This is a genomic window from Caniella muris, from assembly GCF_943193035.1.
Classification (GTDB): Bacteria; Actinomycetota; Coriobacteriia; order Coriobacteriales; family Atopobiaceae; genus Granulimonas; species Granulimonas faecalis.
In genome coordinates this window covers 277,207-296,213 of record NZ_CALPCK010000002.1, presented here as the reverse complement: position 1 = coordinate 296,213, position 19,007 = coordinate 277,207, and the positions used below count along the sequence as shown (strand labels likewise).

Below are 19,007 nucleotides of genomic sequence, written 5' to 3'. Positions count from 1 at the left end.
GCCGCACCTCCATGGGAACGGGGCCGCGCCCGCAGGTTGACTGCGGGCGCGGCCCCGTTTTGGTACCTCTCGACGGGCGGGCGCCGCCGGCCGGGACGTCAGCGGCGAACGGCCCGGACGAGACCCGCGGCCACGACCGCGGCGGCGAGCGCCAGCCCGAGGACGGGCGCCCCGACGTCGCCGGTGGAGGCGATGCGGGCGGCGCCGGTGGACCGGCCCCCTGCCCCTGCCGTCGGACGGCTCGCCCCGGACCCGGGGCCGTCCGGGGTCCCCGCGGGCCCGTCGGGTGCGCCCGGCTCGCCGGGCTCCTCGGGCGCGGCCGGGTCATCCGGCCCCTCAGGATTCTCGGGCCCGTTCGGGTCATCTGGACCCTCAGGGTCATCGGGCTTGCCAGGATCTTCCGGCTCGCCCGGATCGCCCGGGCCCTCAGGGTCGCTCGGATCTTCAGGATCGCTCGGGTCATCCGGCTCACCCGGCTCCTCGGGATTGCCCGGCTCCTCGGGCCCGCCCGGGTCATCGGGCCCGCCCGGCTCCTCAGGCCCGCTCGGGTCCTCAGGTCCGCCCGGCTCCTCAGGCCCGCTCGGGTCCTCAGGGTCATCGGGCTCGCCCGGGTCCTCGTCCACGACGTTCACGAACACCGCCGTGGCCACGCCCCCGGCAGGGACCTCGCCCCCGAGGGAGGGCTCCCTGGCCGAGAAGCCCTCGGCCTCGCGCTCGGTGAGGATCCAGCGGGTGCCCTCCGGCAGTCCGCCCACCACCGCTATCTGGCCGTGGGAGAGCTCGAGGGTGCCCCCGGAGGCGACCGTGCCGGAGGCGCCGTCGGAGCGCTCCCACCCAAAGTCACCGGCCAGCGGCTCACCCTGGGCGTCCGTGAGCACAAGCTCGAACACGAAGGCGGTCTGCCGGTGGCCCTCGTCGCCGCCCTCCACGGTCTTGGAGACGGCGATCGAGCCCGTCGCCGGGGCAGGCTCGTCGGGGGGCGTCACCGGGTCGGGGTCGCCCTCCACCGTCACCTCGACCCTGTTGGACGGGATGTCGGTCCCCGGGCCGGCCGGGTCGTTCTCAAAGCGGGCCACGCCCACGTTCTCCCAGGTGACCTCTGTCCCCGCGGCCACCTCGGGCAGCCTCACGGAGAAGTGGACGAAGACCGTCTGGCCGGGGCGGAGATCGCCTACGTCCCACGACACGGTGCCGGTCTCGGCGTCGAAGGAGCCCGCCTCCGGGGAGCCCGCGATGCCGGCCGAGCCCTCCACGTATCCGAGGGCCGGCCCCTGGGAGCCGGACGGCTCCACCGGGGTCTGGGGCACCGTGTCGGTGACCGTGACGCCGCGGGCGACGGCCGCGCCGTCGTTGGTCACGGCGAGGCGGTAGGTGAGCAGGTCGCCGCCGCGGCCCTCCACGGGGTCGGCGGTGAAGGCGCCGCCGGCCAGGGACTGCTCCTTCCTCAGGACCAGGTGGGCCACGTCGGTGGCGACGAACACGTCCTCGGAGGGCGGCACCTCCACCCGGGAGGACGGGTCGTCGGGGGTCCCGTGGTCGGCCACGGCCACGTTGTGCCAGACCGTGGCCTCCGCCACCGTCGGGACCTCCACCTCGAAGGTCAGCTCCACGGCGCCGCGGGACGCCAGCTCTCCGAGATGCCAGACGAGGGTGCGGGCGCCCCCGTCGTAGGCGCCCCCGTGGGAGGCGGACCCCTCCACGTAGGCGAGGCCGTCGGGGAGCGGGTCGCGCACCACCACGTCGGGGGCCGCGCCGGCGCCGTTGTTGACCACCCGCAGCCGGTAGACCACCGTGTCACCGGGCTCCACGGGCAGGGGCGAGTCGGCGCCCTCCTGGCCGAACCCCGCGTCGGAGCCCTTCACCTGCTGGTGCTTGTGGATCTCCACGAGCGGGCGCGGCTCCCCCTCCTCCACGTCCACGGGGTTCGAGGGGATGTCGGCGGGCGGCTCGGAGGGGTCGGCGGGGTTGTCGGGGTTGTCGGGGTTGTTGGCGAAGCGGGCCACGGCCACGTTGCGCCAGCTCCACACGGCACCGGAGTCCTCCGGGGTGGCAGGCGCGTCGGGCACGGGAAGGGCGACCCTGAAGCTCACCGTGCGCGACTCACCGCCCGCAAGGGTCCCAAGGCGCCACGTCACCCGGGCCGCCCCATCGGCGTCCGCCGGCCGGAAGACGCCGCCGTCCGAGGCGGAGCCGTCCACGTAGGTGAGGGGCAGGTCAACGGTCGCGGGGACCGAGGCGCCGGGCGACGTCTTGGTGGCCGTGGCGGGGACCTCGTCGGACACCTCCACGTCCTCGGCCGCCGCCTCGCCGGTGTTGGTCACCGTGAGGCGGTACTCCACCGTGGCGCCCTCGGGCACCTGGAGGCCGTCGGAGGTGGGCCCGGAGGCCGTGCCGTCGGCCGCCACCGGTGCCTGGGCCTTCTCGACCTTGAGGGCGGGCGGCGCCACCCGGCGGTTGACGAAGATGAGGCTGCCGGTGGAGGAGCCCTCCTCGACCACCCCCTCCAGCGTGGGCTCGGCGGCGGTGAACCCGTCAGACGGCTCCTCGGCCACGGCGTAGCGGGTGCCCACCGGCAGGCCGTGGATCAGGAGCACCTGGCCGTGGCGCAGCTCGAACCGGCCGCCGTCGCCGAGGGTGAGGGAGGAGACGTCCGCACCGTCCAGCAGCTCGGCGTCCACCGTGCCGCCGAGAGGGGCCCCGTCGCCGTCGGTCAGGGAGAGGACGAAGGTGAAGGCCCGCTCAAAGTCGCCGTCCTGGGCGCCGGCGGGGTCGACGGTCTTGGAGACCGCCACGTCGCCGACGGGCTCCTCGGGCTCCTCGGGATCGGGCCCGGGTCCGGGCTCGGGGTCCTGGGGCTCCCGCACGTTGACGAAGGTCGCCGAGGCCTCCGCGTCACCGGGGACGACGCCCTCCTGGCCCACCGAGACCGCCTCGAAGCCCTCCGTCTCCTCCTCGGTCACGGCGTAGCGGGTGCCCTGGGGCAGCCCGTCCACCGTGACCCGCTGCCCATGGGCCAGGGCGAACGTGGAGCCGTGGGAGACCTCCGAGGCCGAGCCGTCGGCCATGGTCGCCGGGAAGCTCCCCGCCAAGGGCCTGCCCTCCCCGTCGAGGAGGGACAGGGAGAACGTGAAGGCGCGGGCCCGGTCGTCGTCGGTGGCGGCCCCGGCCACGGTCTTGGCGATGGAGAGGGAGCCGAGCACGGGGTCGGGCTCGTCGGGCGGCAGGGCCCTGTTGACGAAGGCCGCCTGGGCGCCGGCGAGGCCCACGGCGCCGCTGGCCTTGTCCCTCTCGGCCTCGAAGCCCTCCGCGGGGTCCTCGGTCACGGTGTAGAAGGTGCCGTCGGGCAGCCCCCGCACCGTGGCCGTCTGGCCGTGGGAGAGCGAGACGGTGAGCATGCCGCCGAGCTGGGTGTAGTTGGCGAGGGTCACGGTCTCGCTGCCCGTGGGCGCGCCGTTGTCGTCATAGTCCACCGTCACCTGGGCCGGCAGGGCGGCCCGGGGGTGGGCCAGGCGCACGGTGAAGTGGAACCGGGCGCCGCGCTGGTCGTCGGTGGGCTCAGAGCCGTCGGCGGCGGTCACGGTCTTGGAGACCCCGAGCGCCCCTGTCCCCAGGTCGGTGCCCACCCTCACCGGGTCGGTCGGCAGCTCGGCGTCGGGCCCGTGCGGGTTGTTGGCATACCGGGCGACGCCCACGTTCTCCCACTCGGTGGCCTCGCCCACCCAGGGGACCGTCACCGAGAACTCGACGGTGCGGCTCTCCCCCGCGGGAAGGTCGCCCAAGGCCCAGGTCACGGTCTTGGAGTCGCGGTCATAGGAGGCCTCGCCGTCGCCGTCCACCACCCGGGCCGAGCCGTCGACGTAGACGAGGGCAGGGCCGTCGGCGCCGGCGGGCTCCACCGGGTCCTGGGGCACCGCGTCGGTCACGGTGACGCCCTCGGCCGCGGCGCCGGTGTGATTGGTGACGGTGATGCGGTAGGTCACCGTGGCGCCGTGTGCGGCCGTGAGCGGGTCCGTGGTGAACTCACCGTCGTCGCCCAGCCTCTGGGTCTTCGCGACCTCGAGACCCGGATCGGCGAGCCTGTTGGCAAAGGCCACCCTCACCGGGGCGTCCCCGGAGCCGATCTCACCCTCGAAAGAGGGGGTCTCGGCCTCGAAGCCCGCCTGCGGGACCTCGCTCACCCGGTAGGTTGTCCCCGCCGCGAGGCCGGCGATGGCCAGCGCCTCCCCATGGGTCAGGGAGAACGTCGCGGACGCCTCGTCGGCGTCGCCGTCGAGGGCGAGGCGCTCCGCGGCCTCGGTCCCGTCGGCCCTCACGCGCACCGCCTCCACCTCGGCGGGCAGCAGGCCGCCGCCGCTCCGGAAGGTGACGGAGAAGGTGAACTCACGCTGCGCGAGGAACCCGGTGAGCTCGGGGGCCTCCAGCACCTTGGAGACGTACAGGCCCCCCACGGGCATCGTGACGGACGCCTCCACCTCGTTGGAGGTCAGGGACCCGTCGCCGTCGGGGTCGTTGGCATAGCGGGCCTCCCCCACGTTCTGCCAGCGCGTGGTGCCCGTGACCAGGGGAGCGGGCACCGTCACCTGGAACTCCACGGTGCGGCTCTCCCCCGCGGGGACGTCGCCCACCTCCCAGGTCACCGTCTTGGTGCCGTCGTCGTAGGAGGCCTCGCCGTCGCCGTCCACCACCCGGGCCGAGCCGTCGACGTAGGCGAGGGCCGGGCCGTCGGCGCCGGCGGGCTCCACCGGGGCCTGGGGCACCACGTCGGTCACGATGACGCCCCGGGCCGCGTCATCGCCGCCGTTGGTCACCGTCAGCCGGTAGGTGACGGTCTGGCCCTCCACCACGGCGATAGGCCCATCGGTGAAGGAGTCGGGGTCGCCCGTAGCGCTCTGGGTCTTCTCGATGGAGAGGTCGGGCCACACCGCCGTGTTCGTGAAGCCCAGCACGCACCCGTCACCTTCCACCACGCCCCCGAGGACCATGTCCACCGCCTGGTAGCCGGGGGCGTCCCCCTCGGTCACCTCCACCTCGGTACCCACGGGCAGGCCGGACACGGTGGCCGTCTGGCCGTGGGAGAGCCCCAGCCCGAACGTGCCCCGGGCAGGGTCGGTGCTGTCGGCCGTCACGGCCACCTCGGTCTCCTCGGGCTCGCCGCCGTCGGAGGCTACGGACACGGCCAGCCTCTCCGGGAGCGCGCACGCCTCCGGCACCGTCACCGCCACGTCGAACGTGAAGGCCTGGCTCCTCTGGTCGTCCGTGAGGCCGGAGCCGCCCTCGGCGGGCAGCACCTCCTTGGACAGGGACAGCGTCGCGGTGGGCACGTTGGCGACCTCCACCACGGGTGCCCCGCCCACGGCGTCGCCCATCTGGGCGCCGGACTCACGGGGGTTGGCCACGCTCAGGACGCCGTCGTCACACGCGAGGACGATGGGCGCCGCCGGGGCGGCATAGCCGTCGGGGGCCGCCACCTCCCGCAGGGCGAAGCGGGCGGAGCCGGTCTCGGGGAACCCGTGGGTGAGGGTGACGGACCCGTCCTCCGCGGTGGTGGCCCTCTCCAGGGCGTCGCCGACCGCCTCCCCGCCCTCGTCGAGGGCGTAGAGCTCGAAGGTCACCCCGGCCAGAGGCGCGGACGTGGCGCCGTCGGTCTTGACCAGGTGCAGCGTGGCCGCGCCCTTTGCGTTCACGAAGGGGGCCGAGAACACCTTGCCGTCGGGGTCGTCCTCCCCTATCTCGACGACACCCTCATGGACGGCGTCGTAGGGCGTCTTCGTGTAGAAGCCCGAACCGTCCGGCACGGTCTCGGTCACCCGGTAGCGGGTGCCTGCAGGCAGGCCGCGTACCTCGATGGTCTCGCCGTGGTGGAGGGGGATGGTGTCGCCGCTCTTGAGGGAGCCCCACTCGTCCCGGCCGATGAAGTGGTAGGAGCGGTCGCCGTCGAGGGGCCTCCCCTCCCCGTCGGTGAACTCGAAGGTGAAGGAGAAGTCGCGCAGATAGTCCTCGGGGGTGAGGCCGTCGCCCACCACCGTCTTGCTCACCTCGAGGGTGCCGGTCTTTTCCGGGTCCACCTCGCGGTCGGTGACCACCACGACGTTGAGCAGGCTGAAGAGCCCGGTGATGTCCTGGCCCTCGATGTCGTCGAAGTTGACCCCGCTGGCCTCGCCCTCCTCCCGGAGGGCCTGGGTGTCCTGGCTCACCGTGGCACGGACGTAGCCGGTGTCGGTGACGAAGAACGGGCGCACGGTCCGGCCCCCGTCCTCGTCGGACAGCCCGTAGTCGACCAGGGCGTTCTGGCCAAAGACGAGGCGCATGATGCGGGGCTGGCCGGGGTCGCCGGAGTCGGGGAGCTCCATGGCGGTCCAGTCGCCGTCCCATCCGCCGCTCGGCTTCGTCTGGCCCGCGGCCAGGATGCGCCGGAGCGTGATGTTCACGTCGCCCTTGGTGTACTTGACCATGGTCTGGGTGAGCTTGCCCACCCCGGCCATGACGGTGACGCCGTCATCGGCGTCACCCGCGTCGGCGTAGATGGAGTAGGCGCCCACCTTCACGGGGACCACCGTTTCGTTGACCTCGTAGCCCTCGGGGACGCCGGTCTCCTTGAGGTAGTAGGTGGCCATGGAGGAGTTGTCGGAGGTGGCCGGGGTGTCGGGCCAGACCATCCGGCCGTGGCCGTCCTCCTGGGCCTCGCCGGGCCCGAAGACGAGCATGCCGTCGACCCCGTCCACGGCGGCCGTGGTGCCCGCGGCCACGGGCGCGCCCTCGCAGGCGGCGTTGTCGTAGAGGGAGAAGGTGGCCCCGTTCACGGGGGCGCCCTTCTGGTCCACCTTCATCACGCGGAGCTGGCGCACCTCGTTGGGCACGTTGATCACCGAGCGGTAGTTGCGGACGAAGTCGCGGATGTCCACGGTGGAGTAGCCCCTGGAGCCCGCCTCCGGGGCGGCCAGGTCGAGGCGGTCGAGGAGCCCGTCCACGTCGTCTCCCTCGACCGCCCGGCCCAGGGCGAGGTAGCGCTCCTCCGGGGCCATAGCCCCCACCGCCTCGGGGTCGAGGCCCGTCAACGCGGCGATGGCCCCGGCGTCGATGAAGCCGTAGAGCATGCGCATGTCCCCCTGGGCGTTGACCTGGAGGTAGCGGTCGGAGCGCCCGGGCAGGTCGTAGAGGGTGCCGGCGATGCGCCCCGTGGCCTCGTCCCAACCGAGATACCACGGCCGGGCGCCGGTGTCCCGGGCGTACAGGGCCGCCTGGCGCAGGGCCCCGGCGAGGGTCGCCCGCCGCACCTGCACGAGGCGCTCACCGTAGTCGTCGCTCCGCCCGTACTCCACGGCGTCGAAGCCGTTGAGGTTGTCGCCGTAGAGGGGCAGCCAGGCGTCCGCCCTCCTCAGCATGGGCACCGCCAGGACGAGGCCGCCGCGCTGGGCGGCGGTGTCGATGGGCGCGGCGCCGTCGGGCTTCGACACCAGGCCGCCGTCCTCGGCGAAGTCGCCGTAGAAGATGCCTCCCGGCTGCCCGGTCACGAGGACGTTGAAGCCGGCGTAGGCCCCGGTCTGGTAGCGGTTGTTGACCCTGAACTGGCTGGTGGCCGGGTTGTAGGAGAGCACGATGTCCTGGGGCAGCGACTTGTAGCCCGCAGGCGCCCGGGTCTCCCGGAGCACGTAGAGCAACCCGTCGCCGGTGGCCTGGTCGTAGCGGTCGGCGAAGTTGAGGGGGTCGCCGCTCCCCTCCACGAACCGGGCCACGCCGTCGTCCCCGGTGGTGACGCCCGAGACGACGGGTGCCGAGGAGAGCCGGAGCCCAGAGCCGTCGGCGTAGGAGGGGGCCGTCTCCGGGGTGGGGACGGAGCCGTCGAGGGGCTGGGCGGCGTAGAGGTCGAACTCGGCGCCCGCGAGGGGGTTGCCGTACTGGTCGACCTTCACGACCTCCTGGAAGAGCTCGGGCTGGAGGTTGAACCGCAGGGAGAGCGACGAGTCGTAGTTGCCGCGCTCGAGGTAGAACATCTTGAGGCTGTGGCCGGTGTCGGAGGCGAAGGTCTCCCCGTTGAAGCGGACGCCGCCCACGGTGGCGGTGTCGGTGCGCGCGGGGGCGTCGCCCTGCCACGTCCCGTCCTCGATGACGTAGCCGTTATCGGCGGAATAGGTGTAGGACCGGCTCGCGTAGGGGTCGGGGGCGCTGTCGGGGTCCTGGGCGTACTCGAACATGCGGCGGATGGTGGTCTTGCGCACGGCGAAGTCGGCGGGGTCCTCCGGGATGCCCTTGGTGCCGTAGGAGGGGCCGAGGAGCACCTCGCCGGTGGCGAAGTCGATGGTGCCGAAGAGCTCGGAGTGGATGCCGCCCAGGTCGAGGACGAGGACGTCGTCGATGAAGACCCAGACGTCGTCGTCGCCCGAGAACTGGAAGGTCATGGGGGCGCCGTTGTCGCCGATGGTTCCCCCCGAGGGCTGGCGGAACACCGTCTCCACGGTCATGCCCAGGTGGTGGTTGAGGTTGTGGTCCTGGGTGTTGCCCGCGGCGACCGCGTTCTCCAGCTTGCCGTCGGCCACGCGGAACACCTCGGTGGCCGGGTCGAAGGGGAAGAAGCCGCCCACGGAGTCGGTGCCGTCGGTGCGGGTCACGGCCGGGGCGTCGTAGAGGGTGAAGTGGCCGGCGCTGCCCTCGGTGGCGTCCTCGGTGAACTCGGCGAAGTTGCGACGCATGTCGTAGTAGTAATAGCCCTCGTCGTCGAGCTGGAAGAGGCCCGTGACGTTCTCGTAGCGCGTCTTTCCCGGCTGGTCGGAGCCGTCGAAGAGGTAGCCGAGGGTGAGCAGGTCGTCGGGGAGCGACCCGCCCTCGAAGGAGCCGTTGCCCTGTTGGACCCAGGCGGCGTCGCCGTAGGCGCCCGGGTGACCCGCCAGGTACTGCACGCCGGTGGCGACGTTCCTGGCCCCGGCGTTGGCGAAGATGGGGTTGCCCTCGCCGGCGGTGCCGCGCCGGGCGTCACCGTAGACCGACGGGTCGCCGTTGTAGCCGTCGAGGACCGAGTCGGCGGGGTCGGTGCGATCGCTCAGGGACGGCTGGCCCTCGGAGAGGGTCGGGGCGACCATGAACGGGAAGCCGGGGTTGTTGTAGGAGAACAGCCCCTGACCCGATCCGGAGCCCTGGTTCCAGTAGCCCATGAAGCGGTTCATGCCGGTGCCGAAGGTGAGCAGGCGGCCGCTGTTGATGTTCTGGCCCCCGTTGCCCCCGAACCACCACTCGTACACCGACGCCCCGTCGGACCCGGAGGGGGAGTTCAGGTCGCCCGTGTCCCTCGAGCTCTCGTCGAGGCGCCCCATGTCGTAGTCGAAGAGGTTCACCACGGTGTTCTCAGGGTCGAGGCCCGGGACCACGCTCCCCTCGAACACCTCCTGCTCCTGGGGGCCGAGCTCGCGGGACGAGCCCGCCTGGCCGGGACCCGCCATGGCGAGGCCCAGGGGTGCGGCCAGGGCCAGGGCAGCGACGGCAGCCACGACCCGCCGTGCGGCCCGGAACCGCAGGGTCCGTCTCCGGTCTCGTCTGAACGCGAACATGAGCTCCTCCTTGCACTCGGGGCCGCCCGCGGCCGGGAAAGGTGGCAGGCGGTGCCCCGACCCCGTTTGCCCGGGGCCCGCCGACCATCGATTGCGAATGTACTTGGAAAGCTATCACGTTAAGACTGATTTCAATCTGCAATGCTCACCGTTGTGAACTATATCTTTTATTTTCATTATTGTTGTAATAGAGGGTAGAAATGCGTCACCCCAAAGTAATCGCTGGTAGAAATCGATTCTTGGGATAACGGAGAAGGCTATCTGTTCCACATCCTGAGTATCATTTTTATTCTCTTTACGGGAGCGGGAACCGTCTTGCTTTCTATATTGTTCTCGTTGCCCCACTCACCGGCAGGTAGAAATCGGTTGCGCGCGGCACGGCGGGGCCGATTCCGCCGCGACAGAGGAAAAGGGCGCTCTTTCAGACTCCTAGAACCTTTTGATTGCTATAATTGATATATTTGGCGTCCACCGCCCAAGGACCCGCCCGGCCTCCCCTCGCGGCCGGGCGCCCGGACCGTCATACAAAAGACAACGGAAAGGCGCCCCCTCGCGACCGTGTCGCGAGGGGGCGCCAGACCACGGCGACGGGCCCGCACCCGCAGCGTGGTTGCAGGCACGGGCCCGTTCACCGCGGCTAAGTGCCGCCGCGCCCCTCAGTTCCTCCTCGGGACGGCCATACCGCCGCAGAACCCGACGGCCAGGAAGGCCCACGGGATTCCCGTCGGGAAGCCGAAGGCGAGGCCGAGGACGAGCATGTCCGCATCGACAACCCCCAGCAGGGAGAGCGCCGAGAGCGCCGCCCAGCCCACGACGAGGGCCGCAGCCGCGCACCCGAGCCACGCCGGGGCGCAGAGACGGCCGCCTGCCGCGCACCGGACGCACCCGGCCCCGCCAAAACCGGTCAGCAGGCCCGCCCCGGGTACGAGGACGAGCAGCACGAGAAGCCCGAGCACGACGCCCGTGGAGATGCTGCCCGGAGAGACCGCGGCATGGATCGCGCCCGCCTCGCCGCCGGCGCCCGCCACGCCCGCGAAGGCCCACGGGGCGAGGGCGCGCCCGGCCCAGAGCAGGAGGACACCTGACGCCGCCTCGGCTACGGGAGGAAACCACGGGGACCTGGCAACGGAACCGCCGACTGCGCCGACCATGCCGACTCCTTCCTGTTTTGATTGATTTTCATGGTAGGCACCGGGGTCGAAAAAAGCTGGGGGTAGCTGGTGTCATCATGCGAACGGTTAAAAAAAGACTGTAAACGGTTTCCCTTGTCTGTAGGGGCCGGGAGAGGGCGCCCGGCCGACCCCAAGAAAAAGGGCGCCCCTCGGCCAAAAGCCGCGGGGCGCCCCATGGGGCACGTCGTATGTCTCGCCGCCCTTACTGGCCGGGGCAGAGCGACAGGGCCGCGTCGTCGGCCACCACCACGCAGTTGGTGTGCAGCTGCAGAATGGAGGCGGGGCACTGGGGCGTCACGGCGCCGAAGACCATGTCGTGGACGGCCTGGGCCTTGTCCTCGCCGGTGGCGGCCACCACGATCATGCGGGCGTTCATGATGGTCTGCACGCCCATGGTGTAGGCCTGGCGCGGGACGTCCTCGGGGTCGTCGAAGAGGCGGGAGTTGGCCTCGATGGTGGACTCGGTGAGGTCCACGCACTGGGTGCCCTTGGAGAAGGCGTCGGCCGGCTCGTTGAAGCCGATGTGGCCGTTGCGGCCGATGCCCAGGAGCTGGAGGTCCACATAGCCGGCGTCCTTGACCATCTTGTCGTAGGAGGAGCAGGCCTCCTCGATGTCGGGGTTGGAGCCGTCGGGCACGTGGGTGTTGGCCTTGTCGATGTCGACGTGGTCGAAGAACTGGGTGTTCATGAAGTAGCGGTAGCTCTGGGGGTCGTCGCCCGTGAGGCCGCGGTACTCGTCGAGGTTGTAGGTGGAGACCTCGGCGAAGTCCACGTCGCCCTTGTGGTACCAGTCGATGAGCTGCTTGTAGGCACCGATGGGGGTGGTGCCGGTGGCGAGGCCGAGCACCGAGTTGGGCTTGAGGATGACCTGGGCCGAGATGATGTTGGCCACCTTGCGGCTCATGTCGTCGTAGTCCTTCACGCGGATGAGTTTCATCGCCGCGCTCTCCTTTCCCTTGGCCTTTCGGCCTCTCTACAATCCGTCCCAGTGTCGCACGTCTACCATCATGCCCCCGGCACACAGGCCCCAGCGGGGCGACACGGCCGACCGACGTGGACTACACATACCAGATTCGTTTTGATTCGTGATGCTAGTCGCGGCCGTGGGCCAGGGCGGCCGCCAGGGCCTCCAGGGCATGGAACCGGTGCGAGATGCGGTTCTTCTCATCGGCCGTGAGCTGTGCCATGGTGCGGCCCGGGGTCTCGTCGGGCAGGAACAGCGGGTCGTAGCCGAAGCCGTTCTCCCCCACCTGCGCCCGCCCGATGGAGCCCTCGCAGTCGCCCTCGCCCGCCAGCCAGGAGCCGTCGGGCTCCACGAGGGCCACGGCCGAGCGGAAGCGGGCCGTCCGGGCGCCGTCGGGCACGTCCGCCATGGAGGCCTCGAGCTTGGCGTTGTTGGCGGCGTCGTCGCCGTGGACGCCGGCCCAGCGCGCCGAGAAGATCCCGGGCTCGCCGTCCAGGGCGTCCACCACGAGGCCGGAGTCGTCGGCCACGGCGGGAAGGCCCGTGGCCTCGGCGGCCGCCCGGGCCTTGATCAGGGCGTTGGCGAGGAACGTGTCGCCGTCCTCCTCGGGGTCCTCCCAGTCGGGCAGGTCGAGCTCGCCCACGGCCACGAAGCGCGTGCCGGCCATGACCGGGGCCAGGATGGCCTCGATCTCGGCCACCTTGTGCGCGTTGCCCGTGGCCACCACCACGGTCTTCTCCTCTTGGACCACAGGTCCTCCCTCCTTGAGGGCGCCACGGTGGTGCGTCCGCAGGGGTCCTGCACCACGGTGGCGCGCTTTTCTGCGTCGCGGGGCGATTCCCGCACCACGGTGGCGCGCCTGCATGCCCGTCGCGCCGGTCGAGCCTACTTCCGGAACCCCGTGACCTCGGTCTGGAGGTCGCAGAGGCGCGCCACGGCCCCCTGCCCCAGGTCGAGGAGGGCGTCGAGCTGGGCGCGGTCGAAGGCGATGCGCTCCCCGGTGCCCTGGACCTCCACCAAGGTGCCGTCGGCACAGCCCACGAGGTTCATGTCCACCTCGGCGCGGCCGTCCTCGGAGTAGTCGAGGTCGAGGAGGCAGCGGCCGTCCACGACGCCCATGGACACGGCGGCCACCTGGCCGGTGAGGGGCAGGCGGGGGATGCGGCCGGCCCGCACCCACTCGGCGAGGGCGTCGTGGAGGGCCACCCAGGCGCCGGTGACCGAGGCGGTGCGGGTGCCGCCGTCGGCCTGGATGACGTCGCAGTCCACGGTGACGGTGACCTCGCCCAGGGCCTGCATGTTCACCACGGCCCGCAGGCTCCGGCCGATGAGGCGCTCTATCTCCATGGAGCGGCCCTTTCGGCTGCGGGTCTCCCGGCGGCTGCGGGTGGAGGTGGATGCCGGCAGCATGGCGTACTCGGCGGTGACCCACCCCTTGTGGCTCGCCTTGCGCCACCCGGGCACGCCGTCCTCGATGGTGGCGGCGCAGAGCACCCGAGTGTCGCCGAACTCGGCCATGCAGCTGCCGAGGGCGTTCTTCATGACGTTGCGGGTGAGGGTGACGGGGCGAAGGTCGCCGGGTGCGCGGCCGTCGTGGCGGGGAGCGTCGAGGGTCATGGTCCTCCGATCGGGTTGTGCGGGGTTTTCGACCAGCATGCTAGCACGGGGACCGCGGGGCCTTCGCCACCAGGGGCCCACGGCCGCCGTCCCAGCGGTCGTCCCGCCACCCCGGTCGTCCCACCACCCGGACACTTTTGTCCCAATGGTCGGGCACTTTTGTCTCAGCTTCACCTCGGCGGGCGGGCCGTCTTCTTGGCCATCCTGTCACGCACGGCAAGAGGAGCACCCGCAGAACCTTCTACGGGTGTCGCTGGAGGCGACAACCACCCGTAGAACGTTCCATGGGTGCCGGGACGGTCCGAGGGCACCCATGGAAGCTTCTGCGGGTAGCCAAACGCCCGTAGAACGTTCTGCGGGTGCAGCGCCTGCGACCGCCCCGTAGCCCGTCACTTTGGTCGGGCCCCTCGCCCTCACGGGCCCGGCTGTACGCTCGCCGCCCCGCGCCACCGTGGCGTCTTTGCCGAGAAACCCCACCACCGTGGCGCGTTTCTCGGCCTTTTCGGTTGGCTTGCCGCGCCACCGTGGCGTGCCGGAGCTGACATCACACCGCCGTAGCGCATGACGGTGGTGCCTGGCGCACCTGCCACTTCGCTTGTCTCGCGGATCATGTGGCCCGGACATGGCGGAGGGGCCTTCGGCATGTCCGGACCCTCCATCGACCGCGTGACCGGGGGCCGACCAAAGTGACGGCGATTCGACGGCCGAAGCGAGGCTGGGACAAAAGTGCCCGACCATTGGGACAAAAGTGTCCGGGTGGTGGGACACCCTACCCCGCGCCTACAGCGGCCAGCCTTCGGACGCCAAGGCCTCGAGGGCGGCCACGTCCACGTGCTCCACGGCCTCCAGCTTGCGGCCGAAGACGTACTCCCCCGCCACGCAGAACTGCGCGAGCTCGGGCGAGGTGGTGGCGAAGTGGTACTTGGCCTGATGGCCCTCGGGGGCGAGCTCCCCCGCCCGCCCGAGGTACTGGCGCACCTCCCGGGCGGTCTCCTCGGCCGAGCTCACGATGGTGACGCCGGGGCCCAGCACCCGCTGGTAGACCTGCTTGAGCAGGGGGAAGTGCGTGCAGCCGAGGATGACGGCGTCGATGCCGTGGCCCATGAGGGGCGCGAGGTCCTCGGCGGCCACGGCCAGGGCCTCCTCGGTGTCGAGGTAGTCCTTGTCGCCCATCCAGTCCCGCCCCATGGCATGGGGCGACGCCACGGCCCGCTCCACGATCTCCACGGAGCGCGGGCTCGGCGCCTGCCACACCTGGACTCCGGCGTCCAGGGCGTGGATGGCGCGCCGGTACCGGCCGGAGTCGCAGGTGCCCTTGGTGGCGAGCACCCCCACGCGGCGGGTGTGGGTGGCCTGGACCACGGCCCGGGCGCCGGGCACGATGACGCCCAGCACCGGGATGTCTAGCATGCGCTGGGCCACGGAGAGGCCGGCGGCCGTGGCGGTGTTGCAGGCCACCACGAGAAGCTTGACGTCGCGGGCGTCGAACCAGCGGGCCAGCTGAGCCACGAAGCCGCGCACCTCGTCCTGGGGGCGCTCGCCGTAGGGGCAGCGCTCGGTGTCGCCGAAGTACCGGATGGACTCGCTCGGGAGCTCCGTGGCGATGGCGCGCGCCACCGTGAGGCCGCCGAGGCCCGAGTCGAACACACCGATGGGGCGCGTGTCACCCATGGCTCTCCTCCATACACGAAAGGGCCGGCCCTGAGGCCGGCCCGCGGAATCCCTGGTGGGCGATGAGGGGTTCGAACCCCCGGCCTTGTGCGTGTAAAGCACCTGCGCTACCGCTGCGCCAATCGCCCCCTGCGCGGCACCGGCACAGCCGGGCGTCGCGGCCCCTGAGTATACATGGCCGCTGTGGGCACCCCGTGGTGGCGGCTCGGTCAAACCGCCCCATAGAGGCGGTCATAGGCCTCCCTGGCACCTTGGCCGGAGGAGACCTCCACGAGCTCGCGCCCCTTGATGAAGACCATCCCGTCGCACACGGCGTCGATCGTGTCCAGCAGATGGGAGCTCATGAGGACCCCGCGCCCCCCGTCCGCCGCCGCCCTGACCCACCCGAGCGTACGCCTGCTCCACGTGGGGTCGAGGGCGTTGAGGGGCTCGTCCAGCAGAAGGTACTTGGCGGGCGACGAGAACGCGAGGCCGAGAACCAACTGCTGCCTCATGCCCTGGGAGTAGCGAAACACCGGTTTGCGGCCCAATCCGGCGACCCCCCACCGCTCCATGAGCTCCGCCGGTGAATCCTCGATACCCCAGTGGGACACGAGCAGGTTGAAATGGTCGCGGGCGTTCAGGTCCCCGTAGAGCAACGAGCCGTCACCCGGCGCATAGAACACCAGCTCCTGATAATCGCCCGTCCGGCAGCCCGGCACCCCGTCAGCCTGCACCGCGCCCCTCGCCGACCCCAGAGGGGCTCCGGCCAGGGCTTTGAGCAGTGTCGTTTTCCCGCTTCCGTTGGGCGCCACGAGGCCCAGGACCTGGCCCTCCCGCAGGGAGAGGGAGGCATCGCCGAGGACGGGGCGGCTCCCAAACGAGAGCGTGAGGTCTTCACAGGTCAGCATGGGGCACCGGCCCTTTCTGCCGCCATGCGCCTCCCCATGCGGCTGGCGCGGCGGCCCCTCACGGCCTGCCGTGCCGCCACGGCCCCGACCCCCAGGACATCGAGTACGAACGACCACAGCAAGAAGGCCATCACACCCTGGTCCCACGTGCTGCCGGGAAGCTTGAGCAGCTCCTGTCCTCCGGGAGCCAGGCTGAAGAAGTCAAAGAGGGCGATGTGGGCCATCGGCTCCATATAGGCAAGCGGGATCCACCGGGTGACCGGCGACTCGCCGTCGAGGGGCACCTGCGAGCAGAGCGCCGGTACGACGCACACGACGGCACAGACCAGGGCGTTGGCGCCCAAGGCCCGGGCCAGCGAGCCGAGCGCCACCACAAAGGCGGTCAACGCGCACCAGAGTGCCGCCAAACGGACGAGCGCCGCCCCCACCGTCAGGCGGTCGACGTGCCCATCCACAATGGAGAAGACGGGGTATGCCGGGTCTCCCCACCCGTTCAGCACGGTAAGCGTCAGGGCGATCGGCACGACCGCCGCAACCGTCAGCAACAGGGCCACCACGAAGGCCAGGAACAGCGAGCGCAGGAACGTGCCCAACGGAGGCATCGGCTGCTGGGAAAGGAGACGCCCCTTGTCCGCAAGCCTCCCTACGGCAAAAACGGCCACCGCCCCCGGGAGGGCCCAATACACGGCGGGCAGCCATGTTGCCTGGTACACAAGGTAGAGAGAGGCCGGCACCTCCCGGACCTGCGAGGTCACCTGACGGTCCTCAAGACCCGCGAGCGCCTCATAGGAGGAGGCCCAGAGGCTCCTCTGCGCATAATCCGACGCCGTCGCCCCGGGCCACACCGGCAGCAACGTGCGCGCATCAAAAAGACGGAGGGCAGCCAGCGCATCGATTTGGGCGTCTGCATCCGCCGCCATAACTGCCTCCTGGCGCAACGCCTCCCGCCGACGGTAGGCATCCAGCAGCTTTGGGTCCACGCCGTCGTGAGAGCCCACTATCTCGAACTCGGTTGTCTCGGCAACGCCTTGGATGTCATAGGAGAGCCCCATCTCGGTTGCCGGGTAGTTCTGGATGAACGCAGAAAAGAGAAAGAGCGCCAGGAACAGGAGGGCGCCCCAGAGAACCCGCATCGATAGGACAGCCTTCAAAGAGGCAAGCGACGGCCAACGGCCCATGGTGCGCCCCCATAAAGCACGACGGCACGGCGTCGACCGGCCGTGCGTATCAGGTGACCTAACGGTACGGTATCGTCCTCTCATTTCAGTCTGAATTATATAGTTGAATGCCAAACGGTTGTTATCGTGGTGTGAACGGTTAAAAACACTTAGCTCTCAGCACGGATGTGTCAGTTGGAACAATTTCCACGGCGCACGGGCCCGGGGCCCCGCCCCACCGACAACATCCCCAAGCGGGGCAATGGCCGCTGTGGGCACCCCGTGGTGGCGGCCGGCAAACGGACCGCGCCCGCGCGTGCCCCTGCCATACTTGGACCCATGGACACCATCACCTTAGGGGAGCTCGCCTCCCTCCTCGACCAGCACCGCCTCGCCGCCACCCTGGAGGGCGACCCCTCCGTGGCCGTGGCCGGTGCCGCCTGTGACTCGCGCCAGGTGACCACTGGGAACATCTTCGTCTGCAAGGGGGCGGCCTTCAGGCCGGAGTTCCTCTCGGCGGCCCTCGAGGCGGGGGCTGCGGCCTACCTCTGCACGCCGGACGCGGCCCCCGGGCTCGCCGCCGTGGCCCCGGGCGTGCCCCGCATCCTCTGCGCCGACATCCGCCCCGCCATGGCGTGGGTCTCCAAGGCCGCCTGGGGAAGCCCCGACCGCGACCTGCAGATCGTGGGCATCACCGGCACCAAGGGCAAGTCCACCACGGCCTACCTGCTGCAGACGCTCCTCGACGCCGCGGGGCCCGAGCCCTGCGCCATCTTTGGCACCCACGCCATCTTCGACGGCACGGGCACCTTCGAGAGCGCCAACACCACCCCGGAGCCGCCCGACCTCTGGCGCCACCTGGCCAACGCCCGCCGCTCCGGCCTCAGGCGCGTGGTAATGGAGGTCTCCAGCCAGGCCCTCAAGTACGACCGCGTGCTGGGCCTCTCGCTCTCGGTGGCATGCTTCCTCAACATCGGCAACGACCACGTCTCGCCCGTGGAGCACCCCAGCTTCGAGGACTACCTGGCCGCCAAGCTGCGCATCTTCGAGCTGGCCGGCCGCTGCGTCGTCAACCTCTCCGGCGGCCACGCCGACGAGGCCCTCGCGGCCGCCCGGGCCCGCGGCGCCGAGGTGACCACCTTCTCCCTGGACGACCCCGCGGCAGACGTCTGCGCCACCGCCGTGGCGCCCGCCGCCCACGGCATGGACTTCACCTGCCGCACCCCGGAATGGACCCGCGACGTCTACCTGAGCCTCCTTGGCGAGCACAACGTGGAGGACGCCCTGGCGGCCGTGGCCTGCGCCCGGGCCGTGGGCGTGGACGACCCGGCCGCCCTCGACGCCCTGGCCGACGCCCACGTGCCCGGGCGCATGGAGGTGCGCCCCACGGCCGACGGCTCCATCGTCACCATCGTGGACTACGCCCACAACGACATCTCCTACCGGCGGTTCTTCGACACCGTGGACGAGTTCTTCCCCGGCGCCTACAAGGTGGCGTTCTTCGGCGTGTCGGGGGGCAAGGCCCTCGACCGCTACCGGGACCTGCCGGCCATCGGCTCGCGCCGCGCCGACTACGTGATCCTCACATCGGACGACCCCGGCCCCGAGGACCCGGCCGAGCTCTGCCACAAGATCGCCGCCAACCTGGCCCCAGGCACCCCCCATGCGGAGGAGCCCGACCGAGAGGCCGCCTGCGAGCTCGCCTTCGCCCACGCCCGCGCCCACGTGGCCGAGCAGGGCGGCCGCGTCGTGGTGTGCGCCCTGGGCAAGGGGGCCGAGACCGAGATGCGCATCGGCAGCGAGGACGTGTCTTACGAGCCCGACGGCGCCCACCTGGCCCGGCTCGTGGCCGCCTACGACGCCGAGGCCCCACAGGCCCGCTAGGCCCCGCAGGCACCGGGCCCGCCGGGCACCCCGTCACGTGAAAGCGCGCCCCGACCGCCATGGCCGGGGCGCGCTTTTCTAAAGACCTGGAGGGACGGACCTACCCGGCACCT

The 19,007-nt window shown here is 71.2% G+C and carries 9 protein-coding genes and 1 tRNA gene; 1 reads left to right on the top strand and 9 read right to left on the bottom strand.

Annotated features, from left to right (window positions below; genetic code table 11):
- Nucleotides 1–98: 98 nt before the first annotated feature.
- From NFR49_RS08335 to NFR49_RS08295, 9 genes are all read right to left on the bottom strand, one after another.
- Entirely contained in the window at nucleotides 99–9,539 is a 9,441-nt protein-coding gene (locus NFR49_RS08335; protein WP_251159180.1) for a DUF7601 domain-containing protein, read from the bottom strand.
- Between the two features lie 656 nt (nucleotides 9,540–10,195).
- Nucleotides 10,196–10,690 carry a hypothetical protein gene (locus NFR49_RS08330; RefSeq protein WP_251159179.1) on the bottom strand — a complete coding sequence of 165 codons (495 nt, stop codon included), beginning with the start codon at nucleotides 10,688–10,690 and terminating at the stop codon, nucleotides 10,196–10,198.
- A 223-nt stretch (nucleotides 10,691–10,913) separates the two neighbouring features.
- Complete coding sequence (gene nagB, locus NFR49_RS08325; RefSeq protein WP_135978076.1) at nucleotides 10,914–11,648, bottom strand: glucosamine-6-phosphate deaminase; 735 nt, start codon at nucleotides 11,646–11,648, stop codon at nucleotides 10,914–10,916.
- 154 nt (nucleotides 11,649–11,802) lie between these two features.
- Complete coding sequence (rdgB, locus tag NFR49_RS08320) at nucleotides 11,803–12,426, bottom strand: RdgB/HAM1 family non-canonical purine NTP pyrophosphatase (RefSeq protein ID WP_251159178.1); 624 nt, start codon at nucleotides 12,424–12,426, stop codon at nucleotides 11,803–11,805.
- Between the two features lie 134 nt (nucleotides 12,427–12,560).
- Nucleotides 12,561–13,292 (bottom strand): ribonuclease PH, encoded by a 732-nt coding sequence (rph, locus tag NFR49_RS08315; protein WP_251159177.1) that lies wholly within the window; start codon nucleotides 13,290–13,292, stop codon nucleotides 12,561–12,563.
- Between the two features lie 780 nt (nucleotides 13,293–14,072).
- Nucleotides 14,073–14,963 carry a glutamate racemase gene (gene murI, locus NFR49_RS08310; RefSeq protein WP_251159176.1) on the bottom strand — a complete coding sequence of 297 codons (891 nt, stop codon included), beginning with the start codon at nucleotides 14,961–14,963 and terminating at the stop codon, nucleotides 14,073–14,075.
- A 53-nt stretch (nucleotides 14,964–15,016) separates the two neighbouring features.
- Nucleotides 15,017–15,091 (bottom strand) — tRNA-Val (locus NFR49_RS08305).
- An 81-nt stretch (nucleotides 15,092–15,172) separates the two neighbouring features.
- Nucleotides 15,173–15,853: an ATP-binding cassette domain-containing protein gene (locus NFR49_RS08300; RefSeq protein ID WP_251159175.1), complete on the bottom strand. Its 681-nt coding sequence runs from the start codon at nucleotides 15,851–15,853 to the stop codon at nucleotides 15,173–15,175.
- Nucleotides 15,847–17,031, bottom strand: a complete 1,185-nt coding sequence (locus NFR49_RS08295) for a hypothetical protein (protein WP_251159174.1) — start codon at nucleotides 17,029–17,031, stop codon at nucleotides 15,847–15,849. Before NFR49_RS08295 ends, NFR49_RS08300 begins: the two co-directional genes overlap by 7 nt.
- Nucleotides 17,032–17,349: 318 nt before the next feature.
- Here NFR49_RS08295 and NFR49_RS08290 point away from each other — a divergent pair, with 318 nt between their 5' ends.
- Complete coding sequence (locus NFR49_RS08290; protein ID WP_251159173.1) at nucleotides 17,350–18,894, top strand: Mur ligase family protein; 1,545 nt, start codon at nucleotides 17,350–17,352, stop codon at nucleotides 18,892–18,894.
- The last annotated feature ends 113 nt before the right edge of the window (nucleotides 18,895–19,007 follow it).

What these genes read in the sequence shown, in the direction of transcription:
- NFR49_RS08335 (WP_251159180.1), bottom strand. Translation starts at nt 9,539, where the DNA reads ATGTTCGCGTTCAGACGAGACCGGAGACGGACCCTGCGGTTCCGGGCC.
- NFR49_RS08330 (WP_251159179.1), bottom strand. Translation starts at nt 10,690, where the DNA reads ATGGTCGGCGCAGTCGGCGGTTCCGTTGCCAGGTCCCCGTGGTTTCCT.
- nagB (WP_135978076.1), bottom strand. Translation starts at nt 11,648, where the DNA reads ATGAAACTCATCCGCGTGAAGGACTACGACGACATGAGCCGCAAGGTG.
- rph (WP_251159177.1), bottom strand. Translation starts at nt 13,292, where the DNA reads ATGACCCTCGACGCTCCCCGCCACGACGGCCGCGCACCCGGCGACCTT.
- murI (WP_251159176.1), bottom strand. Translation starts at nt 14,963, where the DNA reads ATGGGTGACACGCGCCCCATCGGTGTGTTCGACTCGGGCCTCGGCGGC.
- NFR49_RS08300 (WP_251159175.1), bottom strand. Translation starts at nt 15,853, where the DNA reads ATGCTGACCTGTGAAGACCTCACGCTCTCGTTTGGGAGCCGCCCCGTC.
- NFR49_RS08295 (WP_251159174.1), bottom strand. Translation starts at nt 17,031, where the DNA reads ATGGGCCGTTGGCCGTCGCTTGCCTCTTTGAAGGCTGTCCTATCGATG.
- NFR49_RS08290 (WP_251159173.1), top strand. Translation starts at nt 17,350, where the DNA reads ATGGACACCATCACCTTAGGGGAGCTCGCCTCCCTCCTCGACCAGCAC.